Consider the following 24,331-nt stretch of genomic DNA (forward strand, 5'->3'; position numbering starts at 1 on the left):
GATTGTGCTGACAGTCGATATTAAATCACGTGACTTTGGCAGATTAAGAACACTCGTACATCTATTTGGCTATCTTCCTGATCGAGTAATTTCTTCTTCAGATGACCCGACGTTCATCGGATAACTTTATAAATTATTGATAAAAACTATCGAATTATGAAATATGAATTTGTGTTAATGATAGAATCTACATTTTTAAATCGGGAATAAAACACATACGTTCTGTGGTTTATACTAGTTTCTAACAACGTATTCTATTTTATATAACAACATAAGTTAATTTTGTATGGATTGTATGAGGTTTTTATAATCACACTTCGATAGAGGGGTGTGTACCATGTTTACCTAAGTTGTCCTCACAATAGATCTGCGGAGTATTCGGTTCCACGATTGGGACGATGGATGATCTCTATCGAATATATGTGGATAAAAATATCATTTGATGTAGTAAATACTCATTGACTGGAGCTCTGGATTGATGGTAAACAGGCTGGAGTACAGAATTAATAACACGATTGAAAATGAATGCTGGACTATGGGATGGTTTTTTGTAGTATATCGTACCTGGAGAGTTAATGATAAAATCCGCAAAACACCCTGTCAAAGCTATCTACACGATGGAGGAGATCACTGAGACCCTAGAAACATTGGACGGTGCACGGGCTTCTGCAATTACCGAGTTGGCGTCTTTTGGTTTGTACATGTAGAGTTTATTAGATGATGGAACAACATACAACTTGCTATGATCGCAGACGGTGTTATGAGGCATTATCTCGATGTCCACTGTCGAAGTCTGTCTGTTGAGCGCTTGAGATGGACACTGATGATCAGGAAAACACCTAATCTGTGCTGGTCAGCGTGCACCAGTAACACTGCATAAACGAATCTGTTCACGATAGGTGACGATATAACAACTGATTTAGATTCACTATTACAGAATAGAATCAGTAATTGAGGGAAGATACACCACCAGAAATCAATCTGTGTCACGCATCAATTTTTATCACGAAATGGCCGAATAGCACGGTCGCTCGTATACGTACTCGCCACTGACTGGACTTGAAATGAGCACCACACGCTATTCGATTGATGCTGTCCTCTGTCTCCGAACCATCAATGCTGTTTGTAATATTCTCCTCGTGAACATTGCTCTCGTGGAGTGAGACTAGGTTTACGACACTTACACTTGCCCATTACAGTAGTACGAGTGTCAAAGCGACTTCGAGTTCGAGGAGCGTTCATCCATATTGATGTTTACCTCGATTACATTCGCAGTTTGCATCACGAGTTCTGGGATAGACTCGTGGAACTGATCACCGCTCAGTCTCGTTGATGGCGCCGAGACGCTCAGTGCACCGAGCACCGACCCGCTTCGATCGTGAATTGGAGCGCCAACAGCTCGGAGTCCTTCAACTTCTTCGCCGTCGTTGACTGCGTATCCCTGTTCTCGAATCTCCGCAAGCGTCTCGTACAACGCTTCACGATCTGTGATGGTCGACTCAGTGATTTCCGGAAGTCCGTGCCGGTCGATGATCCGCTCGACTCGTTCTTCCGGGAGAAACGCGAGAATCGCTTTTCCCGTCGCCATCGAGTGGAGGTAGTTCGCACGTTGCTTTTTTGCGATCTGGTAGTCACTCCCGACAGCGTGTTCGCCCCGAACCTTACAGAGGTTGATGCCAAGTCCGTGTTGTTCCGTAGTCAGATGCGCATACTCGTCTGTTTCGGCGGCGAGTTTCTCTATTTCGGGTTTTCCGAGTCGAAAGAGTGAATTTTGGTTCCGGACGTGCTCGCCAAAAAGCAAGAACTGGAAACTGAGTCGATAGTCACCGTCATCTTTCACGACGTACTGCCGATCTTTCAACGTATAAAGGTGTTTGTAGATCGTACTCTTGGATAGATCCAGATAATCCGCGAGCTCCGTTACTCCTGCACCACCGAGTTCTTCGAGTGCATCGATGACGTCAAGAGTTGTCGTTACGGTCTTGAGACTCTGTGTCGAATTGCCGTCGTTTTGGTGGCGTGTCATACAGACACGCGATGTTCGTCGGAAATATAATCGTTTCCATATCGTGGAATTTGCGTTCGATGAAATCACCTCTACCAAGCCGTCTTCCAGCAACTAATCCGGTTACAAACAGTACTCACATCTCGAATCGAGATTATCGATAGAATGCGTCGCCATCCATTTACCAATCAGTGTTCCTCAAACATGGAATTATCGAAACCGTTGTGTTCGAACGTTTGGAGCCACGAGCGATGTGAAAACGGAGCTGACCGTACTATTAGCGTTTCCAATGTGGATAGCTCTCACAAATAGAAATAACAACGAGGTCCTATGAACGAAGTTGGTCAATTCCTGAAACCGAGTGATCACCGGTCGTACGATTACTCCTGTGACAGAGACAGGAGGGAACGTGCAAGCACTTGAGTACACTCCCTGCAAGCCCCCCAATCGGTCCACTCGCGGGGATTATGCGAGATACCATTCTCCGAAGGGGCAAAGAGGAGTCCAACGTCGGTGAACGGTGCTAACCGCATCGTGTCGTGAGCCGCCCCGGAGTGGAGGTCCATGGCTGAAATTTCAACGGCTTCTGCAGCGTCGTGAACGGACCGACGACAACGCTGGCTCATTTCCCTCGGTTCACGATGTCGAGGAAGCGAAAACGACGTTTCGACGTCGCGGTCGGTTTCTATCCGATCTAAAATTTCACGCACGCGTTCGATGAGTGACAGCATCGACTCATGAGAGACGTCCCTGATGTCGATGGTAAGGTCAACACGTCCAGGGATGACGTTCGGTGCATTCGGTGATACATCGAGTGATCCGACTGTTGCGACAGCTGTCGGTGCATCGTCCTCGCTAATTTGACGCGCTGCCGTTTCGATTTCGTGAACGAGCTCACTCGCTGCTGTCAATGCGTCGGTTCGATCAGGCATCAACGTTGTTCCCGCGTGGTTTGCTTTACCGTCGATACTGACTTCACATCGGGCGATTCCCGTTATCGTCGTCACTACGCCGACTGATACGTGCTGGGATTCGAGGCGAGTATCTTGTTCAATATGAAGTTCGAGCCACGAGTCCCACTCTTCAGGTTGGATGCGACCCTCACCAAGAAATCCAATCGAATCGAGCGCAGATTCAAGCGTCGTTCCAGTTTCGTCGGTCAATGCGTGTGCATCGCCGATGGAGAGCGACTCTGTCGTGACGGCAGATCCGAGAGCACCGACGCCGAACCGCTGTCCCTCCTCTTCGGTAAACGAGACAACCTCGACGGGTCGTCGAACTGAAACGTTTGCGTCTTGCATTGCACGAACGGCTTCGAGACCGGCGTAGACCCCGAGTGGTCCGTCGAAGATGCCGCCCTCTGGGACCGAATCGAGGTGACTCCCTGTCGCGATGGGTTTCGAACCGGGATCTGCCGTTTCAGGTATCCACCGTCCGACAATATTCCCCGCAGCATCGATTCGAACCTTCATATTAGCATCACGGAGACGGCTGACGAAATACTCTCTAGCGCGTTCGTCTGCGTTGGTTCCTGTCAAAACCGTTCGGGCGTGTCCCGGCTCAACGTTGACTTCACCAAACTGTGCGTTCTGCTCTAGGTCGTACTGGAGACGCTCCGCGTCAACCTGCATGGTCCGATTGACAGAGGGTGTGTATATGTGTCTTCCCTTCTCAACAGAAAGTATTTGTTTACAATATTACCATTCATCCCAATACAGCTGCATCATGGTTAATATGGTATGTTTTAACAAAGAAATTTTATATTTTCATGTCCGTGGATAGGAAGTTATATATAGTAATAATTGAACTGGATATTCGTAGGCATGTTACGATCATACATAGCAGGTATTGTCGTCGCATACATCATCGCGATGTTAGGCATCGGCGTATATTTCCACAAGAGAGGGATGAAAGATCTCGAAGACTTTTTCCTCGCCGGAAAAGGAGCACCATGGTATCTTGTCGCACTATCGTTCTTCGCAACGGCCATCGGTGCAGGCGGGACGATCGGATTGTCAGCTTCGACGTACGATGGTCAAAGTATCACGGCCTTCTGGAGCTTTGGAATCTCGCTCGCGAGTTTCTTTGTTGTTGCAGTACTTCTCGGCCATAAACTACCGAAAACGTCAAACATCACCATTCCAGCGATGCTCGAAGACCGATACGACGGGAAGACGCGTTTCGTTGCGTTGCCGTTCTATATTCTTCGGTTCGTGAGCACACTCGGTGCCCAGTGGTTGGCGGCAGGAACGATAATCAGCTTTCTGCTAGGAGATATCATAACCATCGAGCAGGCAGCCATCCTCGGTGCGCTCGTCATCACCGCATACACCGTCCTCGGTGGGATGGCCGCTGTCATGTGGACTGACTTCGTTCAGGGCATTATCCTCTTCGTCGGCCTCTGGCTTCTGGCAATCCTCGGCATCGCCGAGTTCGGCGGCGTGTCAGCGATGACCTCGGAAGTCACTCAAAGCGCACCGCAGGCGTTTGATCTCTTTGCGATGGAGTGGACGCTCATCGCAGGGTACATCATTACACTCGTCCCGAGCATGCTCGTGCGGCAGGGCTATCTGCAACGAGTGATGTCTGCACGAAGTCCCCGCGACGGCTTCATCGGTACGACGCTGAATGGAGTCATTGGTTTTGCGTACATCCCAATTCCACTGATTGTCGGAGCGATGGGCATCGTAATGTACCCCTCAATCGCCGACTCTCAACTTCTGATGCCGACAATGGCCGTCGACATCCTCCCGAACTGGCTCGCTGGCATTCTCTTGGCAGCACTCGCAGCGGCCGTCATGAGCAGTGGAGACAGCTTTCTACTCTCAGGTGCGTCGAACTTCGTCGAAGACATCTATCTCCAGTACGTGACTCCGGATGCCGATCAGGAGAAACAACAGAAAGCGTCTCGGGTTGCGGTCCTCGGACTGATGGTTCTCTCGCTGGCACTCGCACTCGTCGTTCCCGGAATCATTGACCTCATCGTCTTCGGTGCGGTCGCACTGACTGGTGGCGTTCTCGTGCCGTGGCTCGCCGCGTTCTACTGGCCGCGTGGGACATCCGACGCCGCGTTCTGGAGCATCGCTCTCGGTGCCGGTCTTACCGTTGTGTGGTGGTGGGCTGGATGGTTCGCAGACACCGCAGAGTTCATGGGTCTGCACCCTATCTTCGTCGGCCTCCCATTATCTATACTGCTGTTCTTTGGCATTTCGCTCGCTCAGGAACCGGAATACGAGAAAGTGATGGCCGCAGCTGAAAAACACAATCTCGACAGTCTGAAGCAAAGAACCCAACAGGCAATGGGCGAACAATCACCGACCGACAGTATCGTTCCTGACACCGACTAATGGATATGTTCCAAAAACGAATAATCGAAATCAACTATGACAGAAGATGATGACTCAGTGTGGACAGAGACGACCTCGCTAGTGGATATCCGTCGCGACTTACACGCACATCCGGAAGCCGGGTGGAAAGAGTTTCGAACGACTGCTCTCGTCGCATCGGAGCTTGATCGATTAGGTTTCACGCTCCATCTCGGAGCCGAGGCGATGGCGGTCGACGAACGGCTCGGCGTTCCGGATGAAAGTGAGCTCGCTGCAGCACGCACACGCGCTCGTGACGAGAACGCTCCCGAAGCGATGCTAGAGCGTATGGGTGCTGTCACCGGCCTCGTCGCGGAGAAGTCCTACGGTGATTCCGGCCCTGTCGTCGGCATCCGAGTCGATATGGATGCACTCGAACTCGTAGAGACTCGTGCGGAGTCTCACCATCCTGTCCGTGAAGGGTTCGTCAGCCGACATCCAAAGGAAATGCACGCATGCGGACACGATGGGCACACAGCGATCGGAATCGGTCTCGCTCGTGAACTCGACGACCAGTCGGCATTCGACGGGACCTTGAAGCTGTTCTTCCAACCGGCAGAGGAAGGCGGCCGTGGGGCGATTCCTATGAGTCTGAGCGGTCACGTAGATGACGTCGATTGTTTCGTCGCACTGCATCTCGGTCTCGGCAACGCAACCGGGACAGTCATCGCGGGGTATGACCGTCCTTTGTGCAACTGTAAGTTCACCGTCCAATTCCGTGGGCAGTCTGCACACGCTGGCCACGCTCCCGAAGCAGGTGCCAATGCCCTGCAAGCAGCGACGACAGCGATTCAGAACCTCTATTCGATTTCGCGTCACAGTGCTGGTGCATCACGGGTGAATGTCGGTGGAGTCACGTCCCCGAACGGGCACAATGTCGTCTCCGATCATGCCGAAATGATGATTGAAGTTCGAGGAGAAACTGCAGAGATCAACCAGTACATGATAGATGAAGCCCGACGAATTACAACTCATGCGGCAAAAATGCACGATGTCGCACACGATATCGAGACGTATGGGAAAACAACGACTTTCGAATCGGACGACGAAATGATAAACAAAGTGTCTACGTCAGCATCTACTGTCGACTCGGTCACAAATGTTTTGAGGCACGAGCAGTTCGGTGCGAGCGAAGATGCATCGTATCTCATCCGACGAGTTCAAGAACAGGGAGGAAAAGCGACGTTCGTCGGAATTGGAAGCGATCATCCGGACGGACACCACACACCTCACTTCGACATCGACGAAGATTCGATTCGGATTGGCGTCGACGTCCTCACAAAAACTATCAGCCGTCTCTGATACTTTAGCTTCACACTGATATAGTTAGCCAGTATATCGAACGGGTGTTCACTACGTGCGGCGCGAACGCTCACTGTCGACGAGCCGTGGCAGACGCACGATTTGGCGGATCAGTACGAGTCGCCGGTTGTCATCGTCACGCCGCTATTGTATACGACCGACGACTTACGGTGAAAACACAACAAGAGACCCGAACGATCCATCGTGTCGAAGCACTCGGATAGCATCCAAATCCACATGTGTTCACGATAGGTGGACGATCGATTTTGCGCCTCCCTTCGTGTCTAATAATCTGACAGTCGCATCCTCACAATCACTACTGTAGCTAGCGAGAACGACCTGATTGTTTGCCCGATTGCAGATCTCAGACTGTCGCTCCAGAACCCGAAGCCTGACTGCTTTCGGGCCGGCGAAATTGGTGACCTGAACTAGGTCACTCATGCCACACAATAGAAAATGACGATGAGTGCGCATGTCTGCATCCGATGGTTCTGATTGTTGAGTAGAGCGTATGTGTGATGCTCAGTGCGCGACCGGTTCACCGATCGTATTTGTAATAGGGGAACCATAGTATTAATGAATTAGAAATAATAACTCGATACTCCTGTTGGAAACGATAGATATTTTTGACACCTATGTTTTCATATAGGGTATCGCGTAAGGGTGCGACTGGTATCGGCCAGGTATCCTTCATTGCGCACAGTGTCGGACTGTGCAACATTGAATTTCGCTAACACGGCGTCTGTCTGACAGACAGTGGTGATAACTCAAGATTGGTGAACCACTATCGTTTGGATCGTGTCTAAATAACGCGCCCACTGCAGTGTATTGCACTGTGAAGTGTCTGTTATTCGTATGCCGGATTTACCTTGGCTACTGTTGAATAATAGTACTAAAATCAGAATATCGGCTATCATTAATACTCAACTGGCATAGATGGTTGTTAGTCTATCTCCATATCTAAAATAACCATAATTATTATTTCTTTGGAAGAAATATTGTGGGAATTATGGAATGCAATCATCGACAGCGGTATCTATGAAATGTCTCCAAGCAAATCTATTGAGTGAATAATTCTAATTAGATTCATGCGGAATCGAGCAAAAATCGTACATCTCAGTAAAAATTGTTTGTGAAGTGAAATATAGGGCTGTGAATCTTCCGAATCTAGTGACGGCGATGCTCTCGTGTAACACTCTCATCGCAGCAAATCCAGTACGAACACTATTCGAACCTACGTGTTCTTGGGATACGGTTGACTAGCTCAATCGGATGGACCGACCGCAGTCGATCGGTTTGGTGGCTGTGCTGATTCGATTGAATAGATCAAACTACCAGTAAACAGTACAATACTTCCAACGATAAACAGAACACTGAGTGGCGAGGCAGAATCGACGAACACCCAGTAGAGTGGTGCTGCAACAGATGGACCAACAGCGAGCACAGCAATTTTGGCAACGAGCGGTCCACAGCACCCACAGGTACACGACCCGACGATGGCTGCCGTTCCGGCGGCACCTTCCGTCATTCCAACGCGTTCATTGCGACGCCAGTGTCGGGCAATGAGCGCTGCGTTCAAACCGATGAGTACACTCACTGACCCAACGAGAATCATCTGCCCAGGCGAAACTGCCACAAAGAGCGGGATATGTGGGAGAACGATTTCGAGTGTGGGCCACGTGACGATCTGGTAGATCACCGGAAGGACAACGATTGTCGTCTCGTGGGGTCCTCCAGGTTCCGAGAAGAATGAGAGAAATCCAGTTATCGTGAGGAAGAACAATGCTGTTATGATTCCGATACCGATCCCAAACCGACGAGCAACGGGGTCACGCAAGACTGCACGAAGCACGTCGCTTGCATCGGTCCAGATAATATACCCGACGAAAAAAGGTGTTCCTACAACGAGGGCATATCCGAGTGGATGAGAGTCGCTCGCCGGACCAGGAACGAGATACGGATACGAAATCCATATTCCCATCAAGATTCCAAGGAACGTGTAACGAGGTCGACTCGGCCATCGAATCCAGCCGACGATGAAACTCAGCACCGAAATTAGGAGCCCGGCAACCAACGCTAGTGGTTGATACCACGAACGGGGGAAAGGAATGGTTCTTGCAGTGTATGTAGGATCCGGAGACAGTCCATCGAAGAGAATCGCTCCGAACGCCGTCACGACGATGCCGGCGAACGCGCCATAGATTGCGACCGTCGGAGAAATGCGTCCAATTCGTTTGAATCCAACAGCTCCACACAGGACAGATCCCCCGATGAGCGCGAGAAAGATCCCGTGTCCCGGAGAAAGTCCAGCGGTCTCTGTCGCAGTGTGTGCTGCTGCGACAGGGATTTGTGTGAGAGCGAACGCAAACCAGATGAGGACAGCAAGTGGCCACACCGGTCCCTGATAGCGCGATATGGCACTCGTATGCTCCTCACCCCTTTGCTGTCGTTCCTGTACCATTACTGACCATGCGAACATTATCTATCGAGTTACTTCTACCTACCTAATTCAGCCAAGAGCCTGATATCGTAAGCTGTAGCGTCTGGGACATTTCACTGTTGATTCGCTCTAAACCACCATCCAGATTTTTAGAGGTTTCTAATTCATCCAGACATCACATAGCAATTTTCACACGAACCACAGCGAAGACCCTGTAACTCAGCACCGATAGCGCAAACTCAGAAGTGATAAATATAGTATACTTTCAATCCTGGATTTATGATATGTTTGTGAAATAACCGGGTTACAGAGATTACATCTGCCTGAAGGCATAAGGATTTAAAAGCTGAACTGGTGTCTAGAAACATTCTAATACCCGATCTGAATCGAATATCTATATTGATAGCTATACAACTGTAACGGTTGGGATCGATACTATATTGTATCTGTGTCTATCTAAAATTTATTATTTATATCTAATATTATATTACCAACTATATACAAGCATATCGATTCATTCACCTCACTGTTGGATTATATTGAGTTATCCGTGACGATCCTCGTCGATTCATCGATCACCACTGTCTGGGAAATGGTGAAATAGCGAGTCATCATATGAATCAATAGGGTGAGTACGAGTGGAGGACTTCGATATCGTAGTAATCGGTGGAGGGACGGGGAACAAAGTTGCGCGAGCGGCTGCAGAAAGTGGACGGACAGTAGCGCTAATCGAGCGTGGGCCGATCGGTGGAACCTGCGTGAACCGCGGATGCAACCCTTCGAAGACGCTGATCCAGCACGCAAAGATTGCTGAGACGATCAAACGTGCGAACGAGTTTGCCATTAGTGCCCGAATTGAGGAAATCGACTTTACGGAAATCATTCAGAATGTCGTTGCGTCGGTGGACGAAAAGGCGGCTGACATGGAACGTGCTGATGAAGCCCACGAAAACATTACCCTCTACCGCGAAGAGGCGCGGTTCGTCGGTGAGCGAACGCTCGATGTCGGCGGAAACGAAGTCCGCGGATCGAAGGTCATCATTGCTGCTGGAACACGCCCGTTTATCCCATCAATCGAGCAAATCGATTCAGTTCCATACCTTACTAGTCGGGAGGCGTTACGGCTCGAAACCCAGCCCGAGCACCTCGTCATAATCGGTGGTGGGTATATAGCAGCGGAACTTGGACATTTTTATGAAGCACTTGGTACCCGTGTTACCATCATTGGTAGCAAACCACTCCTCCTCTCGCGCGAGGACGGTGATGTCGCTGAGACCTTCACCGAAATTGCCCGTCAGCGCCACACCATTCACACCGGATACACCGCAACAGCCGTCGAATATCAGCAGCAATCGAGTAGCGACGAGATCAAGATTCACGCTGAGAACCAGAGCGGCGAGACAGTATCGATCACCGGGGACGCATTGCTCGTTGCAACGGGTCGTCGGCCCAACACTGACACGCTTGATCTTGAAACGGCAGGGATCTCTCTCACAGATCGCGGATTTGTCGAGACAGACGAGTTCCTCGAAACGTCTGCCGAGAACGTATGGGCGTCGGGCGATATCGCGGGTAACTATCAGCTCAAACACGCCGCCGACCACGAGGCGAAGTACGTCATTGCGAACGCCGTCCACGGCAAACACCAGTCCGTTACATACCCCGGAATGGCGCATGCGGTGTTCACCGTGCCGCAGATCGCCAGCACCGGAGCGACCGAGGAACAACTGCAGGATACTGGTCGGGAGTACGTCATCGGACGTTGTGCGTTCGCTGACACGGTAATGGGTAGGGCGTTGAAGGACCACGACGGGTTTGTCAAGGTGTTGGCTGCTCCTGATACGGGTACCGTACTCGGGTGTCATATCATCGGTCACGAGGCGTCCACACTGATTCATGAGGTAAGCGTCGCGGTTGCGAGAGGAACGGGTACGGTCGAAGACATTACGGACGTGATCCATGTCCACCCAGCACTGAACAAAGTAGTACTGGAGGCGTTCGAGGATGTGGCGGTCGATCGCTAACACGAACAACAGCCAACTGTTTGGACAAATTGGTCCTTAGCTAAGATTATAAATTATTGCATTCGATCCGAATCAGTTTCCCTTACATCGCATTCTCAATCGACAATAAGAGCGCATCTTCGCTCAATGCTCCGTCGTACCGTGATCCGTTGATAAAGAACGTTGGCGTTCCGTTGACCCCGCTGTGAATTCCACTCTTGAAATCAGCTCTAATCTGCTCTTCGTATCGATGTTCAACAAACACGCTGCGTTCGAATTCGTCTCCATCCAGTCCCAACTCGTCGGCATACCCACGTAGGTCATCGTCTTCGAGTGCGTTCTGGTGCTCATAGAGATGGTCGTGCATTTCCCAAAATTGTCCCTGTGCACCCGCTGCTTCCGCCGCTTCTGCAGCGCGCACCGCGTATGAGTGCATCTGTTTCAGCGGGAAATTTCGGAACACGAATCGAAGCTTTGGTCCCATCTTCTTTCGAATCGATCGAATGATGGGATACATCCGACCACAGTAGGGACATTCGTAATCTCCGTACTGAACCAACGTGACGGGAGCATCTGCAGGACCTTGTGTATGATCTGTCTCGTCAACCGATCCTATTAAGGTAGCATTATCAGAGATTGATGTTTGATCGACCATTTTCATTCCTCCGCTTCAAGTGCCTCAAGGACTTGCAAAATGCCGTTCGCTCCTGGGTTGACATCGAGAGGAGAGAGATAATTCCATTGAATTTCCCCCGTACCGTCGATAACAAAGAGCGCGCGCTCGGACGTTCCGTCTTCTGGTCGATACACACCGTAGGCTTTCGCCACTTCGCCCTTTGGCTCAAAATCTGCGAGGAGCGGGAACTGCAGAGCTCTGTCGTTCGAAAATGAGTCGTGAGACCAGACACCGTCGACAGAAATACCCAATAGCTGAGCATCATACAGATTGAATTCTTCGAGTAATTCGTTGTATAGCGCCATTTGGTCGCCACAGACGGGACTCCAGTCGGCAGGATAAAACGCAAGGATCACGCGTTGATCACGAAAGTCGTGTAGTGAAAGTGTTTGATCTGGCGTCGAATACAGAGTGAAGTCGGGAGCTTTCGTTCCCGCTGCAAGTGGCTGCGTCGGATACTGTTTTTCAGGACAGTCAGCCACTCCGCAGGTAGCAAACTCCCACTCGTATTCTGATTTGCGCATAAGAACCAACTCAGATATTTGTTAGCTATTAATACGTATATCTGTTGTGGGAACTGAACTGCATCGAAATCGGCAATATCTAAACTATTTCGGTTCTAATTATTACCACCCGATTTTGGTTTGTTGGCGATTGCTCATTGTCCGACTGATTTTTGAGGTCCTACGCTACCTCACGAGGTATAGCTCTCGACAGTGGTATGGATGAATCGGTAGCTCAGGTTCAGATGTCGAATTGTGCAAGTCACAACAGAGATTGGAACCCTCACGGACTGTACGACACTACTGTCTCTGTTCGATACGTAAGCATACAGACGAAGTTGGCTGCGTATTCCTCTCTCTGTAAGCCGGGACAACCAATGCAACATCGCAAGGACGTGCCTGTCGATACATCGTCGATGCGATAGCTTGGTGCTGCCTCTATTTTCACAATATGAGATACGAATTAGCAGAGGTGATCCGTGGATGTCGTTGATCGCCCACTAGTGGTCAGTTCGCCGTCAAACATCTCCTGTAGGTAGCTTGTAGTAGATGCTTGCATTTACAGCCGTACAAATGTAATGATCTTGGCGAATAACGGACAAAGAGGTGTGCCACAGTACTGATCGAGCAGCAAAAGTCGACAGAGCCCGCCATAATCTGTAGCAATTTGGTTGGGGTGCTACGAAGGAATTTCATTTGAAACAGCGTCTCAATCGGTGATTCAATATCTCTTGAACATTCTCGATCGCCACGATCCCGAGCGGAGGTACTCAGATACAGTCCGTCTTCGTCTGCTAATTAGTTCGTCTCTGGTTCTGTGGTTCTCTCATTATCGGTTGTAGTCTCGTCATCACCGCCGTCAGTGGCGGTCGTCTGGAGGCGGCGTGCGTGCCATTCGAACTCAGGTGATGTCATACCGTACTCTCGGAAATTCCACGGATCTTCACCGACTTCAGGCCCTTCGTACCACGAGACGACGAAATTCCACAGCCAGATAACCGTCCCGATCGCCATGAGGAACGCCCCGAAGGTAGCAATCTGATGGAGATTCTCGACGAGGAGCGAGAACGGAGCGCCGTCAGGGAGTGCATAGGTCGCGTATCGGCGGGGCATTCCCTCATAGCCCAACAGCAACATTGCAAAGAACGTGATGTTGGATCCGAGCATCCAGAACCAGAAGTGCCACCGTGCGAGTGTCCGCTGATACATCCGACCAGTGAAGATCGGATACCAGTAATATAAAGCAGCAAAGCCAGCGAAGGCGATCGCACCCATAACGATGTAGTGAAAATGACCAATGACGTAATAGGTGTCCGTGAGAATGAGATCAACGGGAATGGCCGCAAGGAAGACTCCGGTCACACCACCGATAATGAAGTTCGAGACGAAACCGATACAGAACAGCATCGGTGCGGTCAATCGGAGATTCCCATCCCACATCGTCGTAATCCAGTTGAACGTCTTCACCGCACTCGGGATCGCAATGGCGAGTGAAACCGCCATGAAGCTCAGCCGGATACGCGGATCGATGCCGGTCGCAAACATGTGGTGTGCCCACACGCCAAACGACAGCACACCGATCGCCAACGTGGAGTAGACGATGAACTTGAAGCCGAACAGCTTCCGGCCCGCAAATTTCGGAATCACGAGACTCACAATACCCATCGGTGGCAGTACAATGATATACACTTCGGGGTGCCCGAAGAACCAGAATAGGTGCTGCCAGAGAAGCGAGCCACCACCGTTGGCTGCGAAGAACGTCGATCCAAAGTTCCGGTCCAGCAGCAGCATGATCAATGCGCTCCCGAGCAGTGGGAACGCAAATAGGACCAGTCCCGATTGGGTGAGGATCGTCCACGAGAATATATCGAGGCTTGCCCAAGTGACATCCCTCGATCGTTCGGTAAAGATAGTGGCGATAAAGTTGATCGCACCCATTGTCGTCGAAACACCTGTCAAGTGGAGGCCGAGGAGAAAGAGATCTACACCGGGATTGACCTGCTGGGCCGAGAGCGGTGTGTACATCGTCCAACTCGTTTGGGATGCTTGAATAGCACCACCGGTTGCGGTATCGAGAAAGAAACCTCCCCAAATGAGCAATGCACCTGGCGGAAGTAGCCAGAACGCAATGGCGTTGATCCGTGGAAACGCCATGTCGTCTGCGCCGATGAGCAACGGAATGAAGTAGTTCCCAAGTGCTGCGATGATCGGCGTCGCAAATAGAAACAACATGGTGGTCCCGTGGCTCGTCATCAACGCGTTATACAAGTTCTCTCCACCGAATCCGGCGAGCAGATCCATCTCTGGCGTCATGAGCTCTGCACGCAGCAAGAAGGCGGCAAGTCCAGCCCACATAAAGGCAATGAGGGAAAAGGCACCGTAGAGCATTCCAATGTCCTTGTGATCGACCGTCGTCAACCAACGAATGAGGCCGGACGGCTTTTCTTCAGAAATATACCCCGTCTCGTCACTGACAGCGGTGCCTCCGCTGGTAAGTGGCGTGTACGATCGCCAGTCCTCCATGCGAGAGAGGGCCAAAGCCACCCCTACGAGAAAGAGACCCATGAATATAGTCAGCGCGAGCTGTGCTGAGAGGTCCATATTTACCCTTCGGTACTGGTGGATTAGAAAGGTTGTGTCCGCTACGATTACATTATCCATCCAATGACTGATTTTATCGACGACGTCTAATACTGAGTCGCTTTATCGATGAGACTCATCTATACGAATGTCTCTTGTGGTGTTCTCTGACTAGCTGACTTCTATTGGCCATGCTTTGCTAGACACCGATTGAGGATCAAAATGGTATAGGTGAATCGAAGTGAGATACATAGACTATAGAACTATATGCTCATTTAGCACTACTATCGATCGTCTGCTCAAACGTATTTTCAAACGAACGCGGCCAGCAGACACGAGACGCTGTCAAATGGTTGCTGCAGTCGTGACGAGTGGAACGAGGACCATTTCGACTGTTGGGAATGCTTCCAGTCTGAAGTCTGTTTCTGTGAATCGATACCGACTGTTTTCACGGTTCGTACTGTGGGTAGGCGTCCCTACACCGAAGTATTGACGTAACGAATCAGACTGCTTGTTAGTACTGAGGACGATCAGTACAAGTACATCTCTTGACCCTTTAGTTTGAGTAGATATTTCTGAGTGATTCCTCTATGAATGCACCCATTATGCGAGCAGTGAATATCAGCACATTTCTTTGAAAGTCAGTTTCTTGACGCCCGTGTTCACATCGACCCTGCTAGATCTACTGGGAATGCGCCATTCTGTTTTGCTCAGGTTGTTATCGGAAATAAAGAACGAACGCAGAAGTCTCTCGTCAGCACATTCTCGAAAGATGACTGGCTGTGACTATTCCATTACTCTGGCTGAATCGATGGGCACAAAACGAGTCAGCACCAGTGCAACGACGGGCACGGTACCGATGTGTCGATAGCTACGAAAGGTCACTCTGTTCGAATCGTCGATACGCCAGCCCGAGCGGGACGACAAGCCAGAACCCGACGATCACCCAGCCGAACCACGGATCAAGGTAGAACGGAATTGGCTCTCTCACGATACTAATCTCCATGAACGCTCTTCGTGGATTGATTCGTTGGAGGAGCGTCGTCCAATTCGGTGGTGGCGTGGGCTCTCCAGACATTGGAGGCGGGTGAACGAACCGCATGATGGATCCGGTCACGAGATCCCACATGAACGAAAACAGGACGGTCAGTCCGAGTGCGCCAATTGCGGCTTTCATCGACGACCGCATCGCTGTCGAGAACGCCATAGCGATCGCCACGAAGATGATTCCAAACAGGGTAATTTCGCCAGCAGCGAAGAGAAACGCCGGTAGCGAGAAGAGGTTAGTGAACAGGATTGTCTGGACGCCGACGAGGGCGAATCCGACGGCCATCGTCACGACAATAATCACCGACCGGCCAAGGAACTTCCCGAGCATGAGCTCCAATCGAGAGTGTGGCAGCGAGAGCAGTAATTTGAGGCTGCCCGATTCGCGCTCGCCGACGATTGCTCTGTAGCCGATCATCATGCCGAGAATTGGCACGACGACGCCCAACATCCCGACGATACCGTCGAACAGTATGTCGAATGTCCGTTCTTCACCGAGCCGCGAGCGATGGTAGTGAAACAGTAGCGTTGTGAACCCGACGAAGAACGCCACCATCACCTGAAGTGTCCGTGCTCGGACCGCATCTTCGAAATCCTTCTTCGCTATAACGAGCGTACTCATCTTCGATCGACCTCAATTGTGCTTGTCATTCGTGTATTCATTGGTTTTTCGTGAGCCATTGCTGTCCTGCCAGTCCGAATAGGCCGATTGATCCGACGAGCGAGCCCAGCCGCAACGCGACCGCCTGCTGTGGTGGTCGTGGTTCGATGCGCATGAGTTGAACTGGATGGTACCGACCGTTGCGTTCGACCTGCACGATGGTTACGACAGACAGGAGGCGTCTCATGTCACTCTGCGCATCAATCTGTCCGTTCGCGGGCTGAGCGTTCGTCTCGCTCTCGTTCGGGACGAACGACGCCCACGGCTCTGGAGGGCTGTCGATCGGGACGGTCTCGGCTTCAAACGACTTTTTGCCTCGTGGGAGTTCCTCGAACCACTGTTGTGCATCGGACGAGAGGTTCTGGTATCGTACGATCTCGCTTGCGACCTGTTTGGGTTGGCTGCTGGCGTTCGGATCCCGAAGCACTTCGACCGCAGGGTCCTGAGCGGGCACGGGCGAGACAATCGGGAAGACAAACAGCACTAGCGCGAGAACCAGCACGCTGCTGAGGAAATGGCGATGATTCACGCCAGATCACTCCGTTCGAACCGCACGTACGCTAGTCCAAGCGGGAGAACCAGCCACACTCCAATGATGACGACCGCGAACCACGGTTCGAGATAGAATGTATTGGGTTCGACGCCGAACGGTGTGACGTCTTTGAACGCGTTGCGTGGATTCAACCGCTTGATGAGATAGTACCAGTCGGGGAGTTCGGACACCGGTCCAACGGCGCTGTTCTCCGGTGTTCGTTCCACGAACGACTTTGTGAGGGTAAGCACCGAGTCCCAGAGGAACACGAACAACAACGTGAGGCCGATCGCTCCCCACATCGCCATCATCGACGTCCGCATCGCTGTCGAGAACGCGATGGCAATTGCGACGAACGTTACTCCGACGATCGCCATCTTCACAGCAGCCATCGCATACACAGATAATGAAAACAGTTCGGAACTGGCGGCGAACTGCACCCCAACGAGGGCAAAGCCGATGAGTACCGAGAGGACGACGACGGCTGATCGCCCGAGGAACTTCCCGAGCACCACGTCCCACCGCGTGTGTGGCAGCGTGAGCAACAGCTTGAGACTCCCGGACTCGCGCTCTCCAACGATTGCCTTGTAGCCCAGCATCGTTCCCAGCACTGGAACGAGTATGCTCACGCCTGCAGTGATCTCGGAAGCGACACGCGCTGGGTCTCTGATCGCTGCGAGTCGTGCGCTTGACGCCATATACAGCTGATAATAGACCACCATCGCCAACACCGCCGCAAACAGTGTCGCTACCACCATCAGCGCCCGCGATCGGATCGCGTCCTCGAACTCCTTTCGAGCGACCGTGAGCGTGCTCACCGCCGATCACCGCTACGTCTAACAATCATATCGGGCTGAAAATGTCACCAATAGGTGCTGACAGAAGATATAGCTGTAAATATTTCGATCTAGATCCTGCTCACTATCCACGCAGCATGCCGTTTCGAACGAATCACATCGAATAATAATTACTTACAAGCGTGACGCATGACTGCTTAGCTCGATGTCGATCCACCCATTACTTGTCGGTTGGATACCATCCCTACCTATGCAATGGTGTCCGTTCGATCGTTCGATCGCTTCGAGGTGGTGCTGAGATGTGGCCGTGGTCGCACGCAGCGGTTGGTTATCTCTGTTACTCGCTCGGTACGCGTCTCGTCGGTCGCCGGCCGACCACAGGCCCGACAGTGGCTGTCCTATTCGGTGCACTCCTCCCGGATCTCGTGGACAAACCGCTCTCGTGGGTCTTTGGGCTAGTTCCGCAGGGATACGCGGTTGCTCATTCGGTGCTCCTTGCCGTTCCACTCGGAATCGCTGCGCTCGTGCTGACACACCAGCACGATCGTCGCCTACTTGGTATTGCCTTCGTCGTCGGCTACTGGTCACATCTACTGGGCGACGTGCTGTTCGGGGTATTGCGGTCAAATCCACACGCGTTCGGGCGTGTACTCTGGCCGATCGTCACGCTGCCTGCGTATGAACAACCCGTGCTCACCCGCCTCGGCGACTACGTCTCGGTGTTCACTGGCTTTCAGTCAACCGACGATGCAATGATCGTGATCCTTGGGGCAAGCGTGGTTTACGTAACGATTGGCGTCTGGATCTTCGACGGCCGTCCCGGGCTAACACCGATACGGCAGGCACTAGAGCGATCATTCGACGGCCCGACCGACGGCAACGAGTGATCCTCACGTGGTCTGGGACAGTTCGCTGGTCTACTCAATGAACTGCTCTTCGAGCGACCGCTCTTCGGTGCTGCAATCCTCGGTGCGAGCACGCTTCTGAATCGTCGACAACACGTTCCCTTTCACATCGATAGTCGCTTCGATCGTGATCGCTGATCGATTGATAACAACAGATACAATAGATTCTTGTTTCACGGCACATCGACATTTCAACGATGTCGGTACTTGATACGGATGCTGTGGTGCGTTCTTCTCTCCTGTCTACGCTTCGAAGGTCCATTACAACGTTAGCACCGTAAAGGATTGTTGTATGGCGTAGGAATAACGATAAACGGATGTCTGTAAGCCTCTCAGGCCATCGATACGCAAATCTGATACAAAATCACAATTGAGAACAAGTACACCAACAGATACCAACAGATACAGTCGTATGTGGGCTGAAAACAGCAGATTAATATAGTGTAGTGACAAACAAGATTTCTGAGATGGAGACGAACAATCGTAATATTATCAGTGACATAGAAGGCCTCAGGGCAGCCCCTGATTGGGCCGGATTCTAACAATATTAAATAAGTGATTTAACACAATGGAAAATTGGTCCAACGCATCTTCTATCGGACGACGGTCAATTCTCAAAACGATCGGGGCGACAGGAGCACTGGCCGGGATTGGTGGAGCTCAGGCAAGCACTCTTTCTGACACCCAGCGTGCCCAACAATCAACAGAGGGGACGACACACGATCTTTTGGTTCGAGGGGTCGGCGACCCCGCACGCTATCAGTTTACCACAAGCGGAACGGTCTCCGGGACCGGTTCACTCGAATCGAACGACAGTGTTGATGGGAACAGAGGTTCAGGGAGAGTTGCCTGGGGAGACGACCGTTTCCGATTCACCGGTGAGATTCTCTCGTTTGAACTGCTCGAGGGTAGTGCCGACGATGTCAATGTGTTCGTCGACGGCCAGAAGGTATCACTCACGGAGCTGAACGCCAGCGGGGCTTCGGCAAGGACGCTCACAGTCGATGAGCCGTGGCAGACGTACCAACTAGCGGGTCAGTACGAGTCGCCGGTTGTCATCGCCTCGCCACTGTCGTATGCCGGGTCTAATCCGTGTCACGTCCGATTACAGAATGTCTCCAGCGAAAGCTTCGACGCCCGTATCGAAGAGTGGGACTATCTCAACGACATTCACTACGACGAGACCGTCGGTAGTCTTGCGATTGAGTCCGGAACACACGGATTAGACAACGGAAGTACCGTCGAAGTTGGTCGCACGCTTGCCGATCACACGTGGTCCAGCGTGTCGTTCGATCAGACGTTCGACCAAACGCCTCTCGTGTTCTGTCAGTCAGAGACCATGCAAGGCAACCAGGCGATCGTCACCCGCGTCTCGAACGTTTCGTCTGAGGGATTTGACGTAAAAGTCCAAGAGGAAGAGGCAAACGGTTCACACAAGGTCGAATCCCTCGGATACGTCGCCATCGAACCCGGTGTTGGAACCTTACACGGGATGGCATTCGAGGCGGGTCGGACGACGATCGATGGGCACTGGCACAGTCTCTCCTTTGAGAATGGGTTTACGAATCCCGTCTTCCTCGCGGGGATGCAGACGTACAACGGCTCGAATCCGGCTGGGCTCCGTCACCGAAATCTCTCGGAAACGAGTGTCACGGTGAAAGTGGACGAAGAACGGAGTCTTGACGACGAGATGTATCACATAGAGGAACAAATCGCATATTTAGTGCTTGAGTCGAACGAGACTCCGCTGTACGTTGGCGAGACGATTCCGGAGATGCCGCACGCTCCGCACGGTGCAACGCTTCCGACGGGCACGAATTTCCATCCGTCGGACGCCACGCCCGTGTTGCGAGCCAGTGACGTGACCGACTACGGAGCCGTTGATTACGTTGCGGATCCGTTCATGTTCGTCGAGGAGGGCACGTGGCACATGTTCTTCGAGATCGTCAACGAGAATCGGAGGCCGGACGCCCCGATTGGGCACGCTACCAGTTCGGATGGATTACACTGGACCTACAACCAGGTCGTGCTCACGAAGCGATACCACACATCCTTCCCGCTCGTCTGGAAATATCAGAACGAGTATTACATGTGCCCACCGACGGGAAAGAAAGTAGAGCTGTACAAAGCCCAGCAGTTCCCCACCGACTGGACGCATATCGGCAACGCGATCGATGTCGACTACTATCCCCACGATCCGACGTTCGTCCGGTACAAGGGGCGGTGGTGGCTGTTCACCGAGCGGGGCAACGAGAACGTAATGGTGTATCATTCGACGGATCTCGAACGCGAGGGGTGGATTCCACACGAGGGCAACCCCGTCGTCACGGATCGGCTCCAAGCAGGCCGACAAGGTGGCCGACCAATCGTCGTTGACGATCGACTGTTCCTCTACTTCCAGGACTCTGTCGAAAACTACGGAGACGCCGTCAGGTGCTACGAGGTGACCGACCTCTCACCATCTACGTACGCCGATCAAGAGGTCTCCGGATCGCCCGTGCTCCACGAGTTCGGCAGCGACTGGGCGAACGATGGAATGCACACGTTCGATCCGTGGTGGCTCGGACCGGGGAAGGGCTGGCGGTGTGCGGTCGATGGGGTTCGTGCGCAGGAGTCAAGCGAGGATCTGTGGACAATCGGTATCGTCGATATCCCACCCACTGGATAAGCTATCCGGATAAAAAAATCGATATCTCAAGCTTCGAATCAACTGGAGTGACTCGCCACCGAACGTGGGTGATAGTGACTCACTGCATATTAGCTCTGGTTCGCATCGGCGAGCTGAGTACGATCGCTCTCAAGGATGTTCTCCGACCACCGCCCACGAACGAAAAAGACAGTTCCAGCGATGGCTGCAATGACATTCGAGAGAGCAATGCCGTACCACACCCCTGTTGCGCCGAACCCGACGACAACGACCAACCCAATTGCGATCGTTGCCCGCATTCCCCATAGCGTTCCCACCCCGAGCGCCATGGATAACTCCGTCGAGCCAGCACCGTAGAATGCCCCATTCATGATATGGAACGCTGCCATGATAGCCCACGTGGGTGCGATAATCCGAAGATAGTCAACGCCGTACCGAACAACGGCGTCTGCTTCTTGTCCTGTGATGAAGAGGTTTACAATTGGTTGCGCGAACCAAACGGTCGCTGCACTGACACCGATGAAGATCGTCGCAAAGAGCGCAATGGCGACATACACCGTTCGTCGAGCACGATCGGGGCGAGAGTTGCCGAGGTTCTGACCCACCATCGTCTCGACTGCCATTCCCATGGCAATGGTCGGGAACCAGACGAGTGTCGTAAACCGATTCCCAATACCGTACGCGGCAACTGCGTTTACCCCGGCGAGTGCCGCAAGTGCAGTCATGACCGTCACCGAAACCGCCTGTGTGCTCTGATCGATACTCGCTGGAATGCCGATTCTGAGAAGCTTCCAAATCGATTCCAGATGGAGCCGGAGGTCCGACATCGTGAGATGGAGACCAGTTCGCCCACTGAAGAGCAGCCACAGCCCGACGGCCGCAGCTAACCCTCGTGAGAGAACCGTTGCAACAGCAGCTCCTTCGACACCAAATCCAGCGAACCCAGTGACAGCGAACAGCCACGCCTGTAGACTACTGAGCCCAAACCATGCAAACAGGGGGTTTCCCTCGAATCCAAGAAGGAAGAACGGATCGAGAACGACATTGAGGACGACGCTCCCTGTCACGAGGTACATCGGTGTTGTGACATCACCCCACCCCCTGAGAAGTGATTGGAAAATAAAGAATCCAAACGTGAATGGGAGACCCAGAAAGACAATCCGCGTATAGGTTACTGCCAAGTGGTGTATCTTCGTCCCTGGTGTAGCACCGACGAGCGCCAGCAACTGTGGGGCGATGACCACGCCGAGAACCGAGAGCCCGATTGCAAGCAGGCTCACGAAAGCCAGTGTCTGTCCAGCAATATGTGTAACACGTTCATCATCACCCGCCCCGGTATTCTGGGAGACGAGAATTGTCCCAGCGTTCGTAATCCCGCTACCGACGCTGATCACTAGTAGGACAAGGGGCCACGAAAATGATAGCGCGCTCACGGCATCAGCGCCCAATTGCCCAACCCAGAACGTATCGGTGAAGTTGTAGGTGACCTGAAGAAGTTGGGTCGCTACGAGAGGCCCTGCAAGCGTCAGCAGCGGCCACAGGATTGCCCCATCGGTAAATCGATCTGCCTGTTCGTCTGCCGCTGCTGTCATTCTTGTCCCTCTATCAAATACTCAGTAATGAGGTTAGAGAGACCAGCGACGACAAGCTCATCAGTTTCATCAGCAAATACGGCTGTGTGGGCTTGGGTGCCGCTCATGGCCATCTGATAGGTCGCCGTGAAGTTTACCGGGTCAACAGCACGGAACTGTCCGGATTCAATGCCTTCCTGAACCGTCTCGACGATGTACTCTCGAATCAGTTCTCGTCCCGACGCGAGTTCTGTCCGCAAGTGATCGTCATAGGGTGCTTGTGCAGCAAATTCGAGCATAAGGCGTTTAAACGCGAGATCGTCATCGTTCGGCGTCTCAACAATATATTCGGTAAGAGCGAGCAGTCGGTCAGCTGGATCGTAATGCGACAACTGCTCAAGTTGCTCCGCAAGGTCACTCAACGCCTCCTCAACCAGTGCTAAGAGGAGATCCCGTTTTGTCTCGAAATAATAGTGGACCAGTGATTGATTTCGACCTGCTTCGTCGGCAACGGCTCGCGTTGTGAACCCATCGTACCCGTGCTCAGCGAGAACAGTGTACGCTGCATCAATAATCTCCATCCGAGTGCTCCGCTCGTCAGCCATGTTTTTGATTGAGTGTTTAATCAAAAAAGAGTTCTGAACAAAGTATAAAACGAACTAGTGAATGGATGATCGAAGAGTACCAACACAGAAACCATTGCGGCGTCGTCGCATCCGTATATAAGATGTAGCTCATAAATCATCTATGCAAATCTATTTGGTATAAAGGAGGGATTTCATTCACCAATGTAGAAATAAATGGTCGATGTATGGATCAAATATACTATCTAGGACAATCGTGTGTCGGCAGCTCGAACTCGATAAAACCAGTATCTCTTTAACCGACGTGAATATATTTCTCACAATAAAACCACGGAAATATATGCCCCAGTGATGTGTCGATCGATGTCAACAACTAGATAGGTAACTGTGAAATATACTGCGGGTAATTGATGTATTCGAGAGGTGACTTATGGAAAGTACTAATCCAATGACGGGAAGACGGTTTGTAACACTCACAACAACGGGCGCAAGTCTGGTGCTGGCGGGCTGTGGCAATGATGACTCGCCCACGGAGACTACTGAAGGTGAGCCCGAGGCGGAACTGGGACACCCCTATCAACGGCGACAGCAACCCAAGAATAGAGACAACCAGCCGTTGCGAAAGAGCAGAAAGCAGAGGTGAAACCTGTGCCCTCCGAGAATGGAATACCAGCTCAGCGTCAACGAGACACGCTCGAATGGGTATCCAGTTC

General features: G+C 51.9%; 19 protein-coding genes. 6 read left to right on the plus strand and 13 right to left on the minus strand.

Going from position 1 to position 24,331, the window contains the following annotated elements; all coding sequences use genetic code 11:
• Positions 1–1,210 precede the first annotated feature (1,210 nt).
• Both MW898_RS20145 and MW898_RS20150 read right to left on the minus strand, forming a co-directional pair.
• The gene (locus MW898_RS20145) at positions 1,211–2,026 is read right to left on the minus strand and encodes an IclR family transcriptional regulator (protein WP_248910104.1); all 816 of its coding nucleotides are present in this window, start codon (positions 2,024–2,026) and stop codon (positions 1,211–1,213) included.
• Positions 2,027–2,385: 359 nt separating this feature from the next.
• Positions 2,386–3,636, minus strand: a complete 1,251-nt coding sequence (locus MW898_RS20150) for a Zn-dependent hydrolase (protein ID WP_248910105.1) — start codon at positions 3,634–3,636, stop codon at positions 2,386–2,388.
• Positions 3,637–3,828: 192 nt separating this feature from the next.
• Here MW898_RS20150 and MW898_RS20155 point away from each other — a divergent pair, with 192 nt between their 5' ends.
• Together MW898_RS20155 and MW898_RS20160 are read left to right on the plus strand one after the other, a co-directional pair.
• A complete protein-coding gene (locus MW898_RS20155; protein WP_248910106.1) occupies positions 3,829–5,352 on the plus strand; it encodes a sodium:solute symporter family protein in 1,524 nt (507 codons plus the stop codon).
• A 36-nt stretch (positions 5,353–5,388) separates the two neighbouring features.
• A complete protein-coding gene (locus MW898_RS20160) occupies positions 5,389–6,672 on the plus strand; it encodes an amidohydrolase (RefSeq protein ID WP_248910107.1) in 1,284 nt (427 codons plus the stop codon).
• 243 nt (positions 6,673–6,915) lie between these two features.
• Here MW898_RS20160 and MW898_RS20165 read toward each other — a convergent pair whose 3' ends face one another.
• On the minus strand, positions 6,916–7,113 hold the full coding sequence (locus tag MW898_RS20165; RefSeq protein ID WP_248910108.1) for a hypothetical protein: 198 nt from the start codon (positions 7,111–7,113) through the stop codon (positions 6,916–6,918).
• Between the two features lie 823 nt (positions 7,114–7,936).
• A complete protein-coding gene (locus MW898_RS20170; protein ID WP_248910109.1) occupies positions 7,937–9,133 on the minus strand; it encodes a hypothetical protein in 1,197 nt (398 codons plus the stop codon).
• A gap of 617 nt (positions 9,134–9,750) precedes the next feature.
• On the opposite strand from MW898_RS20170, the gene MW898_RS20175 reads away from it, so the two are divergent.
• The gene (locus tag MW898_RS20175; protein WP_248910110.1) at positions 9,751–11,136 is read left to right on the plus strand and encodes a dihydrolipoyl dehydrogenase; all 1,386 of its coding nucleotides are present in this window, start codon (positions 9,751–9,753) and stop codon (positions 11,134–11,136) included.
• Between the two features lie 82 nt (positions 11,137–11,218).
• Here the strand turns inward: MW898_RS20175 and MW898_RS20180 are convergent, their stop codons facing one another.
• From MW898_RS20180 to MW898_RS20205, 6 genes are all read right to left on the minus strand, one after another.
• Positions 11,219–11,770 (minus strand): DsbA family protein, encoded by a 552-nt coding sequence (locus MW898_RS20180; protein WP_248910111.1) that lies wholly within the window; start codon positions 11,768–11,770, stop codon positions 11,219–11,221.
• A gap of 2 nt (positions 11,771–11,772) precedes the next feature.
• Entirely contained in the window at positions 11,773–12,315 is a 543-nt protein-coding gene (locus MW898_RS20185; protein ID WP_248910112.1) for a redoxin domain-containing protein, read from the minus strand.
• Positions 12,316–13,092: 777 nt separating this feature from the next.
• Entirely contained in the window at positions 13,093–14,895 is a 1,803-nt protein-coding gene (locus MW898_RS20190; RefSeq protein WP_264556402.1) for a cbb3-type cytochrome c oxidase subunit I, read from the minus strand.
• An 850-nt stretch (positions 14,896–15,745) separates the two neighbouring features.
• A complete protein-coding gene (locus MW898_RS20195) occupies positions 15,746–16,543 on the minus strand; it encodes an ABC transporter permease subunit (protein ID WP_248910113.1) in 798 nt (265 codons plus the stop codon).
• 37 nt (positions 16,544–16,580) lie between these two features.
• Positions 16,581–17,111 carry a hypothetical protein gene (locus tag MW898_RS20200; RefSeq protein ID WP_248910114.1) on the minus strand — a complete coding sequence of 177 codons (531 nt, stop codon included), beginning with the start codon at positions 17,109–17,111 and terminating at the stop codon, positions 16,581–16,583.
• Positions 17,108–17,932 (minus strand): ABC transporter permease, encoded by an 825-nt coding sequence (locus tag MW898_RS20205; RefSeq protein WP_248910115.1) that lies wholly within the window; start codon positions 17,930–17,932, stop codon positions 17,108–17,110. Before MW898_RS20205 ends, MW898_RS20200 begins: the two co-directional genes overlap by 4 nt.
• A gap of 278 nt (positions 17,933–18,210) precedes the next feature.
• On the opposite strand from MW898_RS20205, the gene MW898_RS20210 reads away from it, so the two are divergent.
• Positions 18,211–18,798, plus strand: a complete 588-nt coding sequence (locus MW898_RS20210; protein WP_248910116.1) for a metal-dependent hydrolase — start codon at positions 18,211–18,213, stop codon at positions 18,796–18,798.
• 30 nt (positions 18,799–18,828) lie between these two features.
• Here the strand turns inward: MW898_RS20210 and MW898_RS20215 are convergent, their stop codons facing one another.
• A complete protein-coding gene (locus MW898_RS20215; protein ID WP_248910117.1) occupies positions 18,829–18,993 on the minus strand; it encodes a hypothetical protein in 165 nt (54 codons plus the stop codon).
• Between the two features lie 391 nt (positions 18,994–19,384).
• On the opposite strand from MW898_RS20215, the gene MW898_RS20220 reads away from it, so the two are divergent.
• The gene (locus MW898_RS20220; protein ID WP_248910118.1) at positions 19,385–21,484 is read left to right on the plus strand and encodes a glucosamine inositolphosphorylceramide transferase family protein; all 2,100 of its coding nucleotides are present in this window, start codon (positions 19,385–19,387) and stop codon (positions 21,482–21,484) included.
• Positions 21,485–21,573: 89 nt separating this feature from the next.
• Here the strand turns inward: MW898_RS20220 and MW898_RS20225 are convergent, their stop codons facing one another.
• Positions 21,574–23,055, minus strand: a complete 1,482-nt coding sequence (locus tag MW898_RS20225) for an MATE family efflux transporter (RefSeq protein WP_248910119.1) — start codon at positions 23,053–23,055, stop codon at positions 21,574–21,576.
• Positions 23,052–23,639: a TetR/AcrR family transcriptional regulator gene (locus MW898_RS20230; RefSeq protein ID WP_248910120.1), complete on the minus strand. Its 588-nt coding sequence runs from the start codon at positions 23,637–23,639 to the stop codon at positions 23,052–23,054. Before MW898_RS20230 ends, MW898_RS20225 begins: the two co-directional genes overlap by 4 nt.
• Positions 23,640–24,048: 409 nt before the next feature.
• On the opposite strand from MW898_RS20230, the gene MW898_RS20235 reads away from it, so the two are divergent.
• Complete coding sequence (locus tag MW898_RS20235; protein ID WP_248910121.1) at positions 24,049–24,261, plus strand: hypothetical protein; 213 nt, start codon at positions 24,049–24,051, stop codon at positions 24,259–24,261.
• Positions 24,262–24,331: the final 70 nt, after the last annotated feature.

Source organism: Halocatena marina, assembly GCF_023276375.1.
GTDB classification, from domain to species: Archaea; Halobacteriota; Halobacteria; order Halobacteriales; family Haloarculaceae; genus Halocatena; species Halocatena marina.

Excerpts from the sequence above, each read along its gene's own strand:
- MW898_RS20145 (WP_248910104.1), bottom strand. The coding sequence starts at position 2,026 with ATGACACGCCACCAAAACGACGGCAATTCGACACAGAGTCTCAAGACC.
- MW898_RS20150 (WP_248910105.1), bottom strand. The coding sequence starts at position 3,636 with ATGCAGGTTGACGCGGAGCGTCTCCAGTACGACCTAGAGCAGAACGCA.
- MW898_RS20155 (WP_248910106.1), top strand. The coding sequence starts at position 3,829 with ATGTTACGATCATACATAGCAGGTATTGTCGTCGCATACATCATCGCG.
- MW898_RS20160 (WP_248910107.1), top strand. The coding sequence starts at position 5,389 with ATGACAGAAGATGATGACTCAGTGTGGACAGAGACGACCTCGCTAGTG.
- MW898_RS20165 (WP_248910108.1), bottom strand. The coding sequence starts at position 7,113 with ATGAGTGACCTAGTTCAGGTCACCAATTTCGCCGGCCCGAAAGCAGTC.
- MW898_RS20170 (WP_248910109.1), bottom strand. The coding sequence starts at position 9,133 with ATGGTACAGGAACGACAGCAAAGGGGTGAGGAGCATACGAGTGCCATA.
- MW898_RS20180 (WP_248910111.1), bottom strand. The coding sequence starts at position 11,770 with ATGGTCGATCAAACATCAATCTCTGATAATGCTACCTTAATAGGATCG.
- MW898_RS20185 (WP_248910112.1), bottom strand. The coding sequence starts at position 12,315 with ATGCGCAAATCAGAATACGAGTGGGAGTTTGCTACCTGCGGAGTGGCT.
- MW898_RS20190 (WP_264556402.1), bottom strand. The coding sequence starts at position 14,895 with ATGGACCTCTCAGCACAGCTCGCGCTGACTATATTCATGGGTCTCTTT.
- MW898_RS20195 (WP_248910113.1), bottom strand. The coding sequence starts at position 16,543 with ATGAGTACGCTCGTTATAGCGAAGAAGGATTTCGAAGATGCGGTCCGA.
- MW898_RS20210 (WP_248910116.1), top strand. The coding sequence starts at position 18,211 with ATGTGGCCGTGGTCGCACGCAGCGGTTGGTTATCTCTGTTACTCGCTC.
- MW898_RS20220 (WP_248910118.1), top strand. The coding sequence starts at position 19,385 with ATGGAAAATTGGTCCAACGCATCTTCTATCGGACGACGGTCAATTCTC.
- MW898_RS20225 (WP_248910119.1), bottom strand. The coding sequence starts at position 23,055 with ATGACAGCAGCGGCAGACGAACAGGCAGATCGATTTACCGATGGGGCA.
- MW898_RS20230 (WP_248910120.1), bottom strand. The coding sequence starts at position 23,639 with ATGGCTGACGAGCGGAGCACTCGGATGGAGATTATTGATGCAGCGTAC.
- MW898_RS20235 (WP_248910121.1), top strand. The coding sequence starts at position 24,049 with ATGGAAAGTACTAATCCAATGACGGGAAGACGGTTTGTAACACTCACA.